Here is a 14,855-nt window from a genome sequence, read left to right on the forward strand (position 1 = left end):
TCCTTAAACCTTTTCGCCGCGGGCGCGCAGCTCGGCCAGAACGACGTCGATGCCACGCTTGTCGATGATGCGCATGCCTTTGGCACTCAGGCGCAGACGCACGAAGCGGTTCTCAGACTCGACCCAGAAGCGATGATGCTGCAGGTTCGGCAGGAAACGACGACGGGTTTTGTTGTTTGCGTGGGAAATGTTGTTCCCGGTTACCGGACCCTTACCGGTAACTTGACAGACTCTCGACATGCCTCAGCCCTCTAAAACCACATGCCCAACCCGGCATGGGTTGGCCGCTTGAATTCACTTGTCAGTTCGGCGCTCAGCGCCACGATTCATGGGGGTCTTACCGGCCACGCTGCGAGCGAAGATACCGGGCCCCTAGAAAAGAGCGCTGCTTTATATCAGAAAGCCCCCTGAGCAACAAGCGCGGATTGTTTTTTCCACCCGGCTGCGCTGGGCTCGCCGAGCCCCGCCGGCAAGCCCGTGGGGCGCGCGCTGCAACAGCCCCGCTCGTCGCCTCGCTACATATATATAGGCAGCGATCAGCTCGCCGCTGCCCGCGCCTCGTCACGCAGCTGGCGGCGCAGCAGCTTGCCCACCGCCGTCTTCGGCAACTCGTCGCGGATCTCGATGGCGCTCGGCAGCTTGTAGCCGGTCAGGAACTGGCGGCAATGCTCGAGCAGGGCCTGATCATCGGTTGCCTCCCGCAGGCTGACGAAGACCTTCACCGCCTCGCCCTTGCGCGCATCAGGGATCCCCACCGCCACGCATTCGCGTACCGACGGGTGCTGCATCAGCACATCCTCGATCTCGTTGGGGAACACGTTGAAGCCGGACACCAGGATCATGTCCTTCTTGCGATCGACGATCTTCACGAAACCCTCGGCATCCAGCAGCGCGATGTCACCGGTCTTGAGCCAGCCGTCCGCGGTGATCACTTTGGCCGTCTCCTCCGGTCGCTGCCAGTAGCCTCGCATCACCTGCGGCCCGCGCAGCCAGAGCTCGCCCGGCATCTCCGCCGGTACGTCGTTGCCGTCGTCGTCCACGGTGCGCAGCTCGGTGTCGATCAGCGCCTGGCCGATGTAGCCCTCGCGGTAGGGGCTCAGCTGAGTACCGGTCGCCACAACCGGCGATGCCTCGGTCAGGCCGAAACCTTCGCGGATCGGCGCACCGGTCAGCGCCTGCCAGCGACGCCCGACCTCGCTGTTGAGCGGCGCACCGCCGGATGTCGCCCACTTCAGGTGGGAGAAATCGATGCTGCGAAACTCCGGGTGATTCATCAGCCCGACAAATAGCGTATTGATGCCACTGAGCAGACTGAACGGATAGCGCTGCATGGCACTGATAGTTTCGTCCAGGTTGCGCCCGTCCCGGATGAACACCGTGTGCAGGCCCATACCCACCGAACTCAGGCAGTTCGTGGCAAAGGCCATGATGTGATACAGCGGCAGCGGCGCGATGCGCACGTCCTTTTCCGGCTCCAGCAGGCCCGGCTTGTCGAACAGCTCGATGGTCTGCAGCACGTTGGCCAGCAGATTGCAGTGACTGAGCATCGCGCCCTTGGACACACCGGTGGTGCCGCCGGTGTATTGCAGCAGCGCCAGCCGGTCGAGCCCGGCGACGCAGTCCAGCGCCGGGCTCTGTTCGCCCAGCCGCAGCGCCTGCATGAAGCGCTCTGTTGCCGGCTCCTGGCTGTCATAGACCGGCGCCTGCAGATCCTCGACGCTGGTGAGGATGATCCGTTCCAGTGCGGTGTCCGCCTGCACCGCCCGCACCAGCGGCAACAACCGGTCGAGCACCAGGATCGCCCTGGCGCCGGAGTCTCGGAACTGATGGCGCGCCTCGGCGGCGGTGTATTGCGGATTGGTATTGACGATCACCAGCCCTGCCTTGAGTGCGCCAAACACGGCGATGGGATATTGCAACGAGTTGGGCAACTGCAGCGCCAGCCGGTCGCCGGGTTGCAGTCCAGCGTGATGCCGCAGGTAGCGTGCGAACGCGTCGGCAAGGCTGCCCAGCTCGGCGTAGGTGAGGTGGTCGTCGCCACAGGAAAATGCCGTGCGCTGCGGGTGCTTGCCGCAGGCCAGGGTCAAGAGGTCATGGACGTTCTGGTAGCCGCCACGGGCCAGTTCGGCAGCCACGTAGCCTTGCACGGAAGCGGACATCGACATTCTCCAAAAATGAATTATTGTTTTACTGTGCGAAACTGGATGTCGAATCTGATACTAGACGATCGATTTTCACCTCGCAATGATCGCCATTGGCCGCACTGCTCGCGATCGGGCGATCTGCTATCGTTCGCCCCCGCTGCCCACTAGCCAGAAAGACCGAGACCATGAGCGACGACATCGAAGACACCGGCACACCCAAGGATCGCAAGTTCGTCGAGGCCCTGGCCCGTGGGCTGGACGTACTGCGTGCCTTCACCCATGGCTCGGTGGTGATGGGCAACCAGGACATCGCACGCATCACCGGGTTGCCCAAGCCCACGGTGTCGCGCATGACCTACACGCTGACCAAGCTCGGCTATCTCAGCTATTCGCAGCAGCTGGAGAAATACCAGCTCGACTCCGGCGTGCTGGCGCTGGGCTACGCCTACGTCTCCAACCTGCGGGTGCGCCAGCTGGCCAAGCCCTACATGGACGAATTCGCCCGCCGCACCAACACCACCGTGGGTCTGACCTGCCGCGACCGGCTGTCGATGATCTACGTGGAAAACTGCCGCCCGGCCGAGGTCACCACCCTGCGCATGGACGCCGGTGTGCGCCTGCCGCTGGCCACCACCGCCGCCGGGCGCGCCTTTCTCGCCGCCACCCCGGAGAAGGAACGCGAGCATCTGATGGCCGCTCTGGCCGCCAAGTATGGGGATGGCTGGGCGGCGATCCGCGACTCGCTGCAGGCGTCGTTCGAGGAATTCGCCCGTCACGGCTTCTGCCTGTCGCTCGGCGACTGGGACCGCAACGTGATGGCCGCCGGTGTACCGCTGCACCTGGCCGACGGCAGCATCATGGCACTCACCTGCGGTGCGCCGTCATTCCAGCTCAGCGAGGACACCCTGAAGAACTCGCTGGCCCATCAGCTGGAAATGCTCGCTCGGGATATCGAAAGCCTCGGCGTCTGACCGTCAGGCCCTGACGCTGGCCCAGGCGATGTCCGCGAGCAGCTCGCGGCAGTCGGCCAGCGCGGTGCGGGAACGCCCCGCCAGCCAGTTGCGCGCCATGTCATGACAGGGTCCGATCACCACCGCGAGAAAGCAGTCGCCGGGCATCCGCCGAAAGGCTCCGCTTTCTCGGTGACGGCGCAGGATCGCCCCGACCCGCTCACCGTGGGCGCGATTGACCTCGCGCAGCCGTTCGCCCATCTCCCCGGCCTCGACCCGCCCGCGGTTGTGCAGAACGAAACGCGCCCAGTCCGGATTGGCCACCACCCAGTCGATATAGCTGGTGACGAAAAGCCGGACACAGGCCTCGGCATCCAGCGTCTCGATCAGCCCGGCTTCGAGCAGCGCGGCATACTCACCGATGCCTTCCAGATACAGCGCGGCGATGATCCGCTCACGATTGCCGAAGTGGTGATAGAGGCTACCGATGCTGGCGCCGGAACGATCACGAATCATCTCGATGGTAGTCGCTTCCACGCCGAACTCGGTGAAACAGGCGAGTGCGGCCTGAAGGATTTCCTGCTTGCGGCTACTACGGGCCATCCGGCCTCCCGTCTGACTAGAATAATTTTCTAGAATTATCTTCTACCCTTCGTATACTGCACCGATCGCAGCAATCGCAGAAGCGCGGAGAACAACAAGATGGCGACGATACAGGTTGAAGAACGCACCATCGACAATGGCAACGGCCATGCCCTGTCCAGCTACTGGTATCAGCCGAGCAGCGCGCCATGTGGCGTCGTGCTGATCGCGCCGGCGATGGGCGTGCCGCAGCGCTTCTATACCGACTTCGCCACCTGGCTCGCCGAGCGCGGCTATCAGGTAGTGACCTTCGATTACCTGGGCATTGGGCGCTCGCGGCGGGTGCCGCTCCGCCAGCTGAACGTGGACATCCTCGACTGGGCGCGCCATGACTGCAGCGCGGTACTGGACAGAGCCGCCGAGGCCGCCGGTGAGCTGCCGCTGTACTGGATCGGCCACAGCGTCGGTGCGCAGATCCTGCCGCTGGTCAACGGCCATGAGCGCCTGACCCGCATCGTCACCATCGCCGCCGGCAGCGGCTACTGGCGCGAGAACAGCCCGCAGATCCGCAACAAGGCCTGGCTGCTCTGGCATGGCCTGGCGCCCGTGCTGACCGCGGTGGCCGGCTACTTCCCGGGCGGACGCATCGGGGCGGTCGGCGACCTGCCCGCCGGGGTGATTCGCCAGTGGCGGCGCTGGTGTCTTCATCCGGACTACCTGGTCGGTGTCGAGGGCGAGCCCATGCGCCAGGCCTTCGCAGCCGTGCGCACACCCCTGACTTCGCTGTCCTTCAGCGACGACGAAATGATGTCGGCGCGCAACACCGAATCCCTGCATGGCTTCTACAGCTCGGCACCAAAAACCATGCAGCGCATCGCGCCCGCGGAAATCGGCGCCACGCGGATCGGCCACTTCGGCTTCTTCCGTCGCAGTTTCGCCGATAACCTCTGGACGCCTCGTCTGTTGCCAGAGCTGATGCCGGGTCAACGACAAACGGTGGCGTGAGGCTTAAAGCATTAGTTTCGCAGAGCGGAACACTGCTAGCATATTTCGAAACATATGCGAGGGTTATTCACCTTGCCGTATGGCTGATCTCCGACAAAAGTGAGGATGGGCTGGTTACAGCCCTCCTCGCCAATGGAGCCTTGCCATGCACAACAACAATAACGGCTACCCCTCGAGTACCCGCGCCTGGGTCACGGTCGCCATCCTCATGCTCGCCTACGTGCTGTCCTTCGTCGATCGGCAGATCCTCAATCTGCTGGTCGAACCGATCCGCCGCGACCTGGACATCACCGATACCCACATGAGCCTGCTGATGGGCTTCTCGTTCGCGGTGTTCTACACCATCTGCGGCGTGCCCATCGGCCGCCTGGCCGACCGCAAGAGCCGCCGCGGCATCATCGCCATCGGCGTGCTGGTGTGGAGCCTGATGACCGCGCTGTGCGGCACGGCCAAGACCTTCTGGCAGTTTCTCGTGTTTCGCATTGGCGTCGGTGTCGGCGAGGCGGCGCTATCGCCCTCGGCCTACTCGCTGATCGCCGACAGTTTCCCGCCCAAGCTGCGCGGCACCGCGATGAGCGTCTATTCGATGGGCATCTACATCGGCTCCGGTCTGGCCTTTCTGCTCGGCGGGCTGGTGGTCAAGTTCGCCTCGGCGCAAGGTGATGTGGAGCTGCCGGTGCTCGGCATGGTCCGACCCTGGCAGCTGATCTTCCTCGTGCTCGGTGCAGCCGGCGTGCTGTTCACCGCCGTGCTCTTGCTGATCCGCGAGCCGTCGCGCAAGGGCGTCGGCGCCGGCGTCGAGGTGCCACTCAGCGAGGTGGCGGGCTATATCCGCCAGAACCGCCGCACCGTGCTCTGCCACAACTTCGGCTTCGCCTGCCTGGCCTTCGCCGCCTACGGCAGTTCGGCGTGGATTCCGACGTTTTTCATCCGCACCTACGGCTGGTCGGCCAGCGACGTCGGCGTGCTCTACGGCTCGGTGGTGGCAGTGGCCGGCTCGATCGGCATCATCGCTGGCGGGCGGCTGTCGGACCTGCTGCACCGCCGCGGTTATCGCGACGCACCGCTGCGCGTGGGCATCATCTCCGCCGCGCTGACCCTGCCGCTCAACCTCGCCTACCTGGCCGGCACCGGCGAACTGGCGCTGGCGCTGATCGCCCTGCACGTCTTCACCATCGCCATGCCCTTCGGCGTGGGCCCGGCGGCGATCCAGGAGATCATGCCCAACTCCATGCGCGGCCAGGCCTCGGCGGTGTACCTGTTCGTCATCACCATGGTCGGCCTCGGCATCGGCCCGACCGCGGTGGCGCTGGGCACCGATTTCGTCTTCGGCGACGACAACGCCCTGCGCTACTCGCTGCTGATCGTCACCGGCATTGCGCTGATCGGCGCGATAGTCCTGCTCGGCATGGGGCTAAAGCATTACCGCGGCAGCCTGGACCGCTTGCAGGAATGGAAGCCGCAGGGCGTAGCGCCAGCCGAGGCAGAGGCGAAACCGGCCTGATCGGACGCGGGACGCCAGGCGCGGGTGCCGACCACCGCGTGGATGTGAAAAGCGACATCCACCCTACGAACTGCCACCGGTGTGAACGACTACATCGCGAGCCTGCCGGCCCTGGCAGGCCCCGATTGGCACGCAACGGTGGAAGAGGCTTCGCCGTCTTCCACCCCTACGAAACTGCCACCTTGCGCGCAGCGCCGTAGGGTGGGCTTCAGGCCACCGTTTGGTTGCTGGCGCGAGCTGAAGCGGAACGCCGCCCTACGATGCCTCCGCCACACCTGCCCGCAGTCGGCTAAGCACCTGATCCATTCTGCAAAGCAAAACCGGGCCACAGGGGCCCGGTCGTGTGTCGCGGTTGGCGCGTTACGCCACCTGCATCAACTTGGCGTACGCCTTCAGGTGGTGGTCGTCGTCACCGAACTGGTGGGCGATCATCACCAAGCGCTTGGCGTGATGGGCAAGGTTGTATTCCCAGGTCATGCCGATGCCGCCGTGCAGCTGGATGGCTTCCTCGGCCACCTTGCGCGCGGCGCGGGCGCAGATGTATTTGGCGGCGGCGATGATACGGCTGCGCTCGTCGTTGTCTTCGCCATCGGCAAAGGTCGCGGCGAGGATCGCCATGCTGGTGGCCTGCTCCAACTCGGTCTGCATGTCCACCATGCGGTGCTGCAGGACCTGGAACTTGCCGATCGGCACGCCGAACTGCTTGCGCGTCTTCAGGTAATCGAGGGTCAGCTTGCAGGCCTCATCCATGCTGCCCAGCGCATCGGCGCACTGCGCGGCGATCGCGCGGCCCTGCTGGTAGCGCATCGCGGGCAACGCATTACCCAGCTCGCCAAGCAGCGCCTCGGCACCCACCTGCACGTTGTCGAGGAACAAGTCGCAGCCCTTGCGCCCGTCGATGGTCGGGTAGACGCGACGGCTGACGCCCTGGGCGTTCGGATCGATGAGGAAAAGGCTGATGCCGGCCTCGTCGCGGCTGTCGCCGGAACTGCGCGCGGAAACGATGATCTGCCCGGCACTGTGCCCGCCGATGACCACGGCCTTGCGTCCGGAGAGCCGATAGCCGCCGTCGACCGCTTCGGCGCGGGTCTGTACATCGTTCAGGTTGTAGTGGCTCTGCGGCTCGTCGAACGCGACCGCCAGTTGCAGCGAACCGGCGGCGACCTGCGGCAGCAGGTCCTGCTTCTGCGCGTCGGAACCGAGCTGGTTGATCAGGCCACCGGCGAGGATCACCGATTGCAGATACGGCTCCAGTGTCAGGCCGCGGCCCAGCTCGGTCATGACCAGCATGGTTTCCACGCCGCTACCACCAAAGCCGCCGATCTCCTCGGAGAACGGCACCGCGGTCAGGCCCAGTTCGCCCAGCTGCGACCAGAATTCGGCGGAAAAGCCCAGCTCGGACTCGCTGAACTTCTCGCGCTGTTCGAACGGATAGGCGTCGCGCACCAGGCGCGCCGCGGTGTCTTGCAGCATCTGCTGCTCTTCGGTCAGTTTGAAGTCCATGGCGTTGTCCCCTTACAGCTCGAGAATCATCTTCGAGACGATGTTCTTCTGGATTTCGTTGGAGCCGCCGAAGATCGACAGCTTGCGCATGTTGAAGTAATCGCCGGCCAGCGATGCGCTGTAGTCGGCGTGCAAGAGCTCGCCTTCGTAGTCCAGCTGCAGCTCCTCTTCGAGGAACGGCAACGCGTAGGGGCCGATGACCTTGCGCAAGAGGTGAGTGATCGCCTGACGGATCTCGGTGCCCTTGATCTTGAGGATCGACGACTCGGCGCCGGGTACGCCGCCCTCCTTCGCCGCCGCGAGGATGCGCAGGGTGCTCATCTCGATGGCCATCAGCTGCATCTCGACCTCGGCGACCTGAGCGCGGAACAGCGGGTCTTCGAGCATCGGCTTGCCGTCGCAGACTTCCTTCATGGCGATGCGCTTGAGATGCGCCAGCACCGCCTTGGACGAGCCGATGCCGGCCAGGCCCGTGCGCTCGTGGGTCAGCAGGTACTTGGCGCAGGTCCAACCCTGGTTTTCCTCGCCGACTAGGTTCTCCACCGGCACGCGGACATTGTCGAAGAAGACCTCGTTGACCTCGTGGTCGCCGTCCAGGGTGATGATCGGCCGCACACTGATGCCCGGGCTCTTCATGTCGATCAGCAGGAAGCTGATGCCGCGCTGCTGCTGGGCCTCGGGGTCGGTGCGCACCAGGCAGAAGATCATGTTGGCGTGCTGACCAAGGGTGGTCCAGGTCTTCTGGCCGTTGACCACGTAGTGGTCGCCGTCACGCACGGCGCGTGTCTTGAGGCTGGCCAGGTCGGAACCGGCACCGGGCTCGGAATAGCCCTGACACCACCAGTCCTCACCGGAGAGGATGCGCGGCAGGTAATGGTCGATCTGCTGCTGGGTGCCGAACTTGATGATCACCGGGGCGACCATGTTGACGCCGAAGGGCACGGTACGCGGTGCCCCGAAGGCGGAGCACTCCTCGTCGAAAATGTGCTTTTCCACCGGGCCCCAGGTGGTGCCGCCCAGCTCCACCGGCCAGCCCGGCGCATACCAGCCGCGCTTGACCAGGATCTGCTGCCAGCGCTGGTGATCTTCCTTGGACATGTGCTTGCCGAGCTTGACCTTGGCGGCGATGTCCGCCGGCAGCTCGCTTTTCAGAAAGGCGCGTACTTCATCGCGGAAGGCGAGCTCTTCGGCCGTGTAGTTGACGTTCATGGGAAGGTCCTCATGGTGCGTTCGGAATGCAGGTCGGCGGGGCTCACTGCCCGGCCTGCCATTCGGTAAAGGTGCGGCCTTCGGCGGCCAGTTTTTCCAGCAGCGGCGCCGGCTTCCACCAGTCGCCGCAACGCGCGTGCAGTTCTTTTACTCGCGCCAGCACCTTGTCCAGGCCGACGCTGTCGGCGTAGTACATCGGCCCGCCGCGGAAGGCCGGGAAGCCGTAGCCGTTGAGGTAGATGACGTCGATGTCGCTGGAGCGCTGGGCAATGCCTTCCTCGAGAATCTTCGCGCCCTCGTTGACCAGCGCGAAGATGCAGCGCTCGACGATGTACTGCTCGTCCAGCGCCTGCCGCTCGATGCCTTTTTCCCGCGACGCGGCTTCCAGCATGGGCGCGAGGTCGGGATTCTCCTGCGGGGTGCGGTTGCCGGGTTCGTAGCGGTAGTAGCCGGCACCGGTCTTCTGCCCTAGCATGCCGGCGGCGCAGAGCTTGTCCGAGACGGTGGGGAAATCCAGGTGCGCCGGCAGCGTCGCGCGCTGGCGCTTGCGGATCGCCTGGCCGATGTCGAGGCCGGACAGGTCGCGCATGGCGAACGGTCCCATGGCCATGCCGAAGTTGCGCAGCGCACCATCGACCTGCTGCGGCGTGGCACCTTCCTCCAGCAGGAATTCGGCCTCGCGGCCGTACTGGAAGACCATGCGGTTGCCGACGAAGCCGTCGCAGACGCCGACCACCACCGAGACCTTCTTCAGCTGCTTGCCGATCGCCATGGCAGTGGCGAGCACTTCATCGCTGGTCCGCTCACCACGCACCACTTCCAGCAGGCGCATGACGTTGGCCGGGCTGAAGAAATGCAGGCCGACCACGTCCTCGGGGCGTTTGGTGAAGGCGGCGATGGCGTTCAAATCGAGTGACGAGGTGTTGGAGGCGAGGATCGCACCGGGTTTGCACACCGCATCCAGCTGCTCGAAGACCTGCTGCTTGACGCCCATCTCTTCGAATACGGCCTCGACCACCACGTCGGCATCGGCCAGGGCGCCGTAGTCGGTGACGCCGGTGATCAGCGCGAGGCGCTGCTCCATAACATCCTCGGTCAGGCTGCCGCGTTTGACGCTCGCCGCGTAGGTGTCACGGGCGCGCTGCAGGCCGCGTTGCAGCGCCTCGTCGTTGATTTCCAGCAGCTTCACCGGCACCCCGGCATTGGCGAAGCTCAAGGCGATGCCGACACCCATGGTGCCGCCGCCGATCACCGCAGCCGTGTCGATCGAGCGAGGTTTCACGTCTGCCGGCAGATCGTTGATCTTGCCGGCCTGGCGTTCGGCGAAGAACGAATGGACCAGCGCACCACGCTGTGGCGAGTTCAGGCACTCGGCAAACAGCTCACGCTCGCGCTTGAGGCCTTCGGCCAACGGCAACTTCGTCGCCGCCTCGACCGCCGCGATGCAACGCAGCGGCGAAAACAGTCCAGGCATGCGCTTGGCCACTTCAGCATGCTTGGCGCGAATCAGCGCCTCGTTGTCGGCGCTCTCAAGGCCTCTGGTCTGCTCGCCGGTGCGTCGCGGTGCGCGGCCTTCATCGACCATACGACGGGCATAGGCCAGGCCAGCGTTCACCAGATCACCCTCGAACAGCTCGTCGACGATGCTGTGCTCGACCGCCTCGGCAGCACTGATCGGCGTGCCGCTGACGATCATCTCCAAAGCCTTCTCGACGCCGGCCAGACGCGGTAGCCGCTGGGTGCCGCCGGCGCCCGGCAACAAACCCAGCTTCACTTCCGGCAGGCCGACCTTGGCGTCCTTGCGCGCGATGCGGTAATGACAACCCAGCGCCACTTCCAGCCCGCCGCCGAGCGCGGTGCCATGAATGACTGCGACGCTCGGCTTGTTGCAGCCTTCGATGACTTCAATTACGTCTGGCAGGCTCGGCGCCTGTGGTGGCTTACCGAATTCCTTGATGTCAGCGCCGGCGATAAAGGTGTTGCCCTCGCACACCAGCGCCACGGCGCGCACCTGCTGGTCCGCTTCGGCACGCTGAAAGGCCTTCAGCAGCCCCTCGCGCACCGACTGGCCGAGAGCGTTGACCGGTGGATTGTTGACCGTGATCAGCGCGATATCGCCCTGAACTTCGAGCCGTACGACATCTGTCATGACTGGCCTCCGCTGTGTGAAATGCTGATTGGAATTGTAATTTCACGGAATCATGTTTCGCACTGCAGAATAAATGACTCATTTCCGCGTGTCGATAGCACCACACGGCCAGCGCATTCGAGCGAAAAGAAGGCGCAGAGCCGCGCCAGACAAGGGATGGTGCGCGACCCAGGGGCGATCGGTCGCGGCTATCAATACAGGGAATGTCGGATCAGAAGCAGGCTAGCCCGCGACGGCATGGCGAGGCGCGCGCGCTAGCAGATCAGGATCGATGCGCAGCAGGCGCACCGTCCGCTCGCCGGCCAGACTGGCCGGCTCGGCATCGGCGGGCAGTTCGATCAGCAGCCGCGTCAGGTTGAGCACCAGCGCTTCGCGGCGCAGTACACCGGCACCCAGCGCGTAGTAGGCGCTGATCACCTGGCGCAGCTCCAGTGGCAGCGCCCACTGTGCCCGCAGCGCCGAGCCGAAGCCGGCCGCGCGCTCGCGCAGGCAGCGTTGCAGATCCGCTTCATCCAGCGCGCCGCCACTGTCGAGCCACTCCTGCAGGCTGCGCAGCAACGCCAGCTCGCCGATGTTCTGCAAAAGCCCGGCGCTGAAACAGAGCTCGACATCCAGCTTCAGCTGGCGCGCCAGCCAGCTCGCCAGCCGTGCCGTGCGCAGCGCCTGGTTACCGAGCTGACCGGCAAGCTCGGCAAGGCGAGGCTCGGGCAACCGCGCGTTGTGTTGCAGGGCCAGCTCGGTAACCAATTGCAGACTGCGCGCCGCACCGAGCTGGCGTCTCGCCTGCGCCAGCCCAAGGCAGGGCGCCGCCGGCTGCGCCGCGCCATTGCTGGCGACGCTGATCAGCCGGGCCGTGACCTGCGGATCGCGGGCCAGTAGCTCCTCGAGTTCGGCGAAATCCTGGTCACCACCTTGCAGGCGCTGCAGGGCGACCAGCACCGCTTCCTGCAGCGGCGCGCCGCGGTTATGCGGGCGCATGCGCTCGAGAAAGCGGTCCACAGTGTCTGTCACTGCAGGCGTCGTTACCCCGGCACGTCCGGCCGAGCGTGGCAGCAACCTGTCCAGCCGCTGGCGCAGGTCGTCGAGATCGTAGGGTTTGCCCAGGTACGCAGAGGGCGCCAATGGCAGCACGGTGCGGACGCTGGCGGTATCGGTACGCGCGCTGATCAGCACGCAGGGCAGGCGCTGGGTCGGGCCGTGACGACGCAGTTCACGCAACAGCTGGCGACCATCGAGACCTTCCAGCTCACCATCGATGATCAACAGGCTGGGCACCTGACGCTTGCACAGCTCCAGCGCGGCATGCCCGTCCGCCGCGGGTTGCACACGCATACCGGGGCGCAGTTCGCGCACCAGCTGACAAAGCTGGTCCGCGCGCCAGGGCTCGTTGTAGGCAACCAGAACGAAGGAAACTTGGGCAGAGAGGCTCACTGCACGGCTCGCTGGAGATGTCACCACAGCCTAGCGACGGGGTAGGTCGATGGCGAGAGATCCTCGAGACGAGAATCGCGCCAATGGGGGCGCGATTCTGCACGGACTGATGGCATACAGCCAGCCTCTGACCCTGAGGCTAGCTGTCGCAGGTCGCTCAGATACCCATGCAGAGATACTTGATCTCCAGGTAGTCCTCGATGCCGTACTTGGAGCCCTCGCGGCCAAGGCCCGAGGATTTCACACCGCCGAACGGCGCCACTTCGGTGGAGATCAGTCCGGTGTTGATGCCGACCATGCCGTACTCCAACGCCTCGGCGACGCGGAACACCCGGCCCAGATCGCGGGCATAGAAGTAGGAGGCCAGGCCGAACTCGGTGTCGTTGGCCTTGGCGATCGCCTCGGCCTCGTCCTTGAAGCGGAACAGCGGCGCCAGCGGGCCGAAGGTTTCTTCCTTGGCCACCTTGGCGCTGTCCGGCACATCCACCAGCACGGTGGGTTCGAAATAGCTACCGCCCATTGCGTGAGCCTGACCGCCTGCCACCAGTCGCGCACCCTGGGCGACGGCATCCTCGATATGCTCGCGGACCTTGCTGGCAGCACGATCATCGATCAGCGGGCCGATGTCGGTGCCCTCTTCCAGGCCATTGCCGACCCGCAGCTTGGCCACCGCCGCCTGGAATTTCTCGGCAAAGGCGTCATACACGCCGTCCTGCACATAGATGCGGTTGACGCATACACAGGTCTGCCCGGCGTTGCGGTACTTGGACTGCATGGCGCCCTTCACCGCCTCGTCCAGGTCGGCATCATCGAAGACGATAAATGGCGCGTTGCCGCCCAGCTCCAGAGACACCTTCTTGATCCCCGGCGCGCACTGCTCCATCAGCTTGGCGCCCACTTCGGTGGAGCCGGTGAAGGAGATCTTGCGGACCTTGGGGTTGGCGGTCAGCTCGTTGCCGATGTCGCCGGCCGAGCCGGTCACGACGCTGAGCACGCCCTTGGGAATTCCGGCGCGCTCGGCCAGCTCGACCATCGCCAGCGCCGAGAACGGCGTCTGCGATGCCGGCTTGATCACCATGGTGCAGCCAGCCGCCAGCGCCGGGCCGGCCTTGCGGGTGATCATCGCCGCCGGGAAATTCCACGGGGTGATCGCCGCGGTCACGCCGATCGGCTGCTTGATGACGAGGATGCGCTTGTCCTTCTGGTGACCGGGGATGGTGTCGCCGTAGATGCGCTTGGCTTCCTCGGCGAACCACTCGATGAAGGACGCCGCATAGGCGATCTCGCCCTTGGCTTCGGCCAACGGCTTGCCCTGCTCCAGCGTCATCAGCCGACCCAGGTCGTCCTGATTCTCCATCAGCAGCTCGAACCAGCGACGCAGCTTCTGCGAGCGCTCCTTGGCGGTCAGATCACGCCAGGCCGGCAGCGCCCGCTCGGCGGCATCGATGGCGCGGCGGGTTTCGGCGGCGCCCATCTTCGGCACCGTACCGAGAATCTCGCCGGTGGCCGGGTTGTTCACGCTGATGGTCTGGCCACTGTCGGCATCCAGCCAGGCGCCATCGATATAGGCCTGCTGGCGGAACAGCGCGGTGTCTTTGAGTTGCATGGCAGTCTCCTCGGGCATCGTAGCGGCAGGCCCGCTGCGGAAAGTTTGGCGAACGCGACGATCATCTGAACCGTCCTTCGCCGCCCGGTTCCTGCCGCCGCATTGCACTGCGAACGACCATGCTAGGACCGCAGCCGGCCGGCCGGCAAGCTCATGGCGCTTGGCATTGTCGTGCCATTGACCAGCCTGATGCCTGCGCGGCCTGTCACGCCTTGTTACCCAAACCCGGGTACGGGTCGGGGTATAGTTGCGCGCGAGCGGCACAGCCGCCGAACAACCAAGGATCGATAAGGAGTTACCGTGAAAGCATTGATGACAGGCGCCGTGGCCGCCGTCCTGCTGGCCAGCACTGCCGTCCAGGCGCAGATGAAACTGGAAGAGATGGTCGAAACCCGCCAGGCCGGCTACCAGTTCATGTCGTGGAACATGGGCAAGATCAAGGCTCAGGTAGTCGACGGCAAGGAGCCCTACGACCAGGCCAAGGTGGCAGCCGCAGCCAATGCCATCGCCGCCATCGCCAACTCTGGCATGGGCAGCCTGTACAGCCCGGATACCACCACCGAGCAACTGGGCAAGGCCACCCGCCTGAAGCCTGAGTTCTTCCAGAACCTCGATGAGGCCGGGCAGATCGGCCGCAAGTTCACCGCCGCCGCCAACCAGCTTGCCAAGGTCGCCGCAGAAGGCGATCAGGCCGCGATCAAGAAGGCCTTCGGCGACGTCGGCGGCAGCTGCAAGTCTTGCCACGACAAGTTCCGCGCCGACTGATCGTCCA

The 14,855-nt window shown here is 65.0% G+C and carries 12 protein-coding genes; 4 read left to right on the forward strand and 8 right to left on the reverse strand.

Features of this window, described 5'->3' with window-relative positions; translation table 11 throughout:
* Window positions 1-3 precede the first annotated feature (3 nt).
* Together rpmB and ACX1DW_RS16775 are read right to left on the reverse strand one after the other, a co-directional pair.
* The gene (gene rpmB, locus ACX1DW_RS16770) at window positions 4-240 is read right to left on the reverse strand and encodes a 50S ribosomal protein L28 (RefSeq protein ID WP_102839211.1); all 237 of its coding nucleotides are present in this window, start codon (window positions 238-240) and stop codon (window positions 4-6) included.
* A gap of 296 nt (window positions 241-536) precedes the next feature.
* Window positions 537-2,159, reverse strand: a complete 1,623-nt coding sequence (locus ACX1DW_RS16775) for an AMP-binding protein (protein ID WP_458991942.1) — start codon at window positions 2,157-2,159, stop codon at window positions 537-539.
* Between the two features lie 170 nt (window positions 2,160-2,329).
* Between ACX1DW_RS16775 and ACX1DW_RS16780 the strand changes: the two genes are divergently transcribed.
* On the forward strand, window positions 2,330-3,115 hold the full coding sequence (locus tag ACX1DW_RS16780) for an IclR family transcriptional regulator (RefSeq protein WP_003284189.1): 786 nt from the start codon (window positions 2,330-2,332) through the stop codon (window positions 3,113-3,115).
* A 3-nt stretch (window positions 3,116-3,118) separates the two neighbouring features.
* Here the strand turns inward: ACX1DW_RS16780 and ACX1DW_RS16785 are convergent, their stop codons facing one another.
* Window positions 3,119-3,697: a TetR/AcrR family transcriptional regulator gene (locus tag ACX1DW_RS16785; protein WP_003284191.1), complete on the reverse strand. Its 579-nt coding sequence runs from the start codon at window positions 3,695-3,697 to the stop codon at window positions 3,119-3,121.
* 99 nt (window positions 3,698-3,796) lie between these two features.
* On the opposite strand from ACX1DW_RS16785, the gene ACX1DW_RS16790 reads away from it, so the two are divergent.
* Together ACX1DW_RS16790 and ACX1DW_RS16795 are read left to right on the forward strand one after the other, a co-directional pair.
* Complete coding sequence (locus tag ACX1DW_RS16790; protein ID WP_458991943.1) at window positions 3,797-4,681, forward strand: alpha/beta hydrolase family protein; 885 nt, start codon at window positions 3,797-3,799, stop codon at window positions 4,679-4,681.
* Window positions 4,682-4,826: 145 nt separating this feature from the next.
* On the forward strand, window positions 4,827-6,185 hold the full coding sequence (locus ACX1DW_RS16795) for a spinster family MFS transporter (RefSeq protein WP_208217175.1): 1,359 nt from the start codon (window positions 4,827-4,829) through the stop codon (window positions 6,183-6,185).
* 360 nt (window positions 6,186-6,545) lie between these two features.
* Here the strand turns inward: ACX1DW_RS16795 and ACX1DW_RS16800 are convergent, their stop codons facing one another.
* The 5 genes from ACX1DW_RS16800 to gabD all read right to left on the reverse strand — a co-directional run bounded on the left by ACX1DW_RS16800 (window position 6,546) and on the right by gabD (window position 14,083).
* Window positions 6,546-7,688: an acyl-CoA dehydrogenase family protein gene (locus ACX1DW_RS16800; RefSeq protein WP_458991944.1), complete on the reverse strand. Its 1,143-nt coding sequence runs from the start codon at window positions 7,686-7,688 to the stop codon at window positions 6,546-6,548.
* Window positions 7,689-7,700: 12 nt separating this feature from the next.
* On the reverse strand, window positions 7,701-8,897 hold the full coding sequence (locus ACX1DW_RS16805; protein WP_013981301.1) for an acyl-CoA dehydrogenase family protein: 1,197 nt from the start codon (window positions 8,895-8,897) through the stop codon (window positions 7,701-7,703).
* A gap of 43 nt (window positions 8,898-8,940) precedes the next feature.
* The gene (locus ACX1DW_RS16810) at window positions 8,941-11,046 is read right to left on the reverse strand and encodes a 3-hydroxyacyl-CoA dehydrogenase NAD-binding domain-containing protein (protein WP_458991945.1); all 2,106 of its coding nucleotides are present in this window, start codon (window positions 11,044-11,046) and stop codon (window positions 8,941-8,943) included.
* A 222-nt stretch (window positions 11,047-11,268) separates the two neighbouring features.
* Complete coding sequence (locus tag ACX1DW_RS16815; protein WP_125872160.1) at window positions 11,269-12,477, reverse strand: HDOD domain-containing protein; 1,209 nt, start codon at window positions 12,475-12,477, stop codon at window positions 11,269-11,271.
* Between the two features lie 157 nt (window positions 12,478-12,634).
* Window positions 12,635-14,083, reverse strand: a complete 1,449-nt coding sequence (gene gabD / locus ACX1DW_RS16820; protein ID WP_256518349.1) for an NADP-dependent succinate-semialdehyde dehydrogenase — start codon at window positions 14,081-14,083, stop codon at window positions 12,635-12,637.
* Between the two features lie 312 nt (window positions 14,084-14,395).
* Here gabD and ACX1DW_RS16825 point away from each other — a divergent pair, with 312 nt between their 5' ends.
* A complete protein-coding gene (locus ACX1DW_RS16825) occupies window positions 14,396-14,848 on the forward strand; it encodes a c-type cytochrome (protein WP_458993414.1) in 453 nt (150 codons plus the stop codon).
* Window positions 14,849-14,855 lie beyond the last annotated feature (7 nt).

Source organism: Stutzerimonas sp. KH-1 (assembly GCF_054483855.1).

Bases quoted from the DNA above. Each gene is read 5' to 3' on its own strand.
- ACX1DW_RS16785 (WP_003284191.1), bottom strand. From the start codon at position 3,697: ATGGCCCGTAGTAGCCGCAAGCAGGAAATCCTTCAGGCCGCACTCGCC.
- ACX1DW_RS16795 (WP_208217175.1), top strand. From the start codon at position 4,827: ATGCACAACAACAATAACGGCTACCCCTCGAGTACCCGCGCCTGGGTC.
- ACX1DW_RS16800 (WP_458991944.1), bottom strand. From the start codon at position 7,688: ATGGACTTCAAACTGACCGAAGAGCAGCAGATGCTGCAAGACACCGCG.
- ACX1DW_RS16810 (WP_458991945.1), bottom strand. From the start codon at position 11,046: ATGACAGATGTCGTACGGCTCGAAGTTCAGGGCGATATCGCGCTGATC.
- rpmB (WP_102839211.1), bottom strand. From the start codon at position 240: ATGTCGAGAGTCTGTCAAGTTACCGGTAAGGGTCCGGTAACCGGGAAC.
- ACX1DW_RS16825 (WP_458993414.1), top strand. From the start codon at position 14,396: ATGACAGGCGCCGTGGCCGCCGTCCTGCTGGCCAGCACTGCCGTCCAG.
- gabD (WP_256518349.1), bottom strand. From the start codon at position 14,083: ATGCAACTCAAAGACACCGCGCTGTTCCGCCAGCAGGCCTATATCGAT.
- ACX1DW_RS16775 (WP_458991942.1), bottom strand. From the start codon at position 2,159: ATGTCCGCTTCCGTGCAAGGCTACGTGGCTGCCGAACTGGCCCGTGGC.
- ACX1DW_RS16790 (WP_458991943.1), top strand. From the start codon at position 3,797: ATGGCGACGATACAGGTTGAAGAACGCACCATCGACAATGGCAACGGC.
- ACX1DW_RS16780 (WP_003284189.1), top strand. From the start codon at position 2,330: ATGAGCGACGACATCGAAGACACCGGCACACCCAAGGATCGCAAGTTC.
- ACX1DW_RS16805 (WP_013981301.1), bottom strand. From the start codon at position 8,897: ATGAACGTCAACTACACGGCCGAAGAGCTCGCCTTCCGCGATGAAGTA.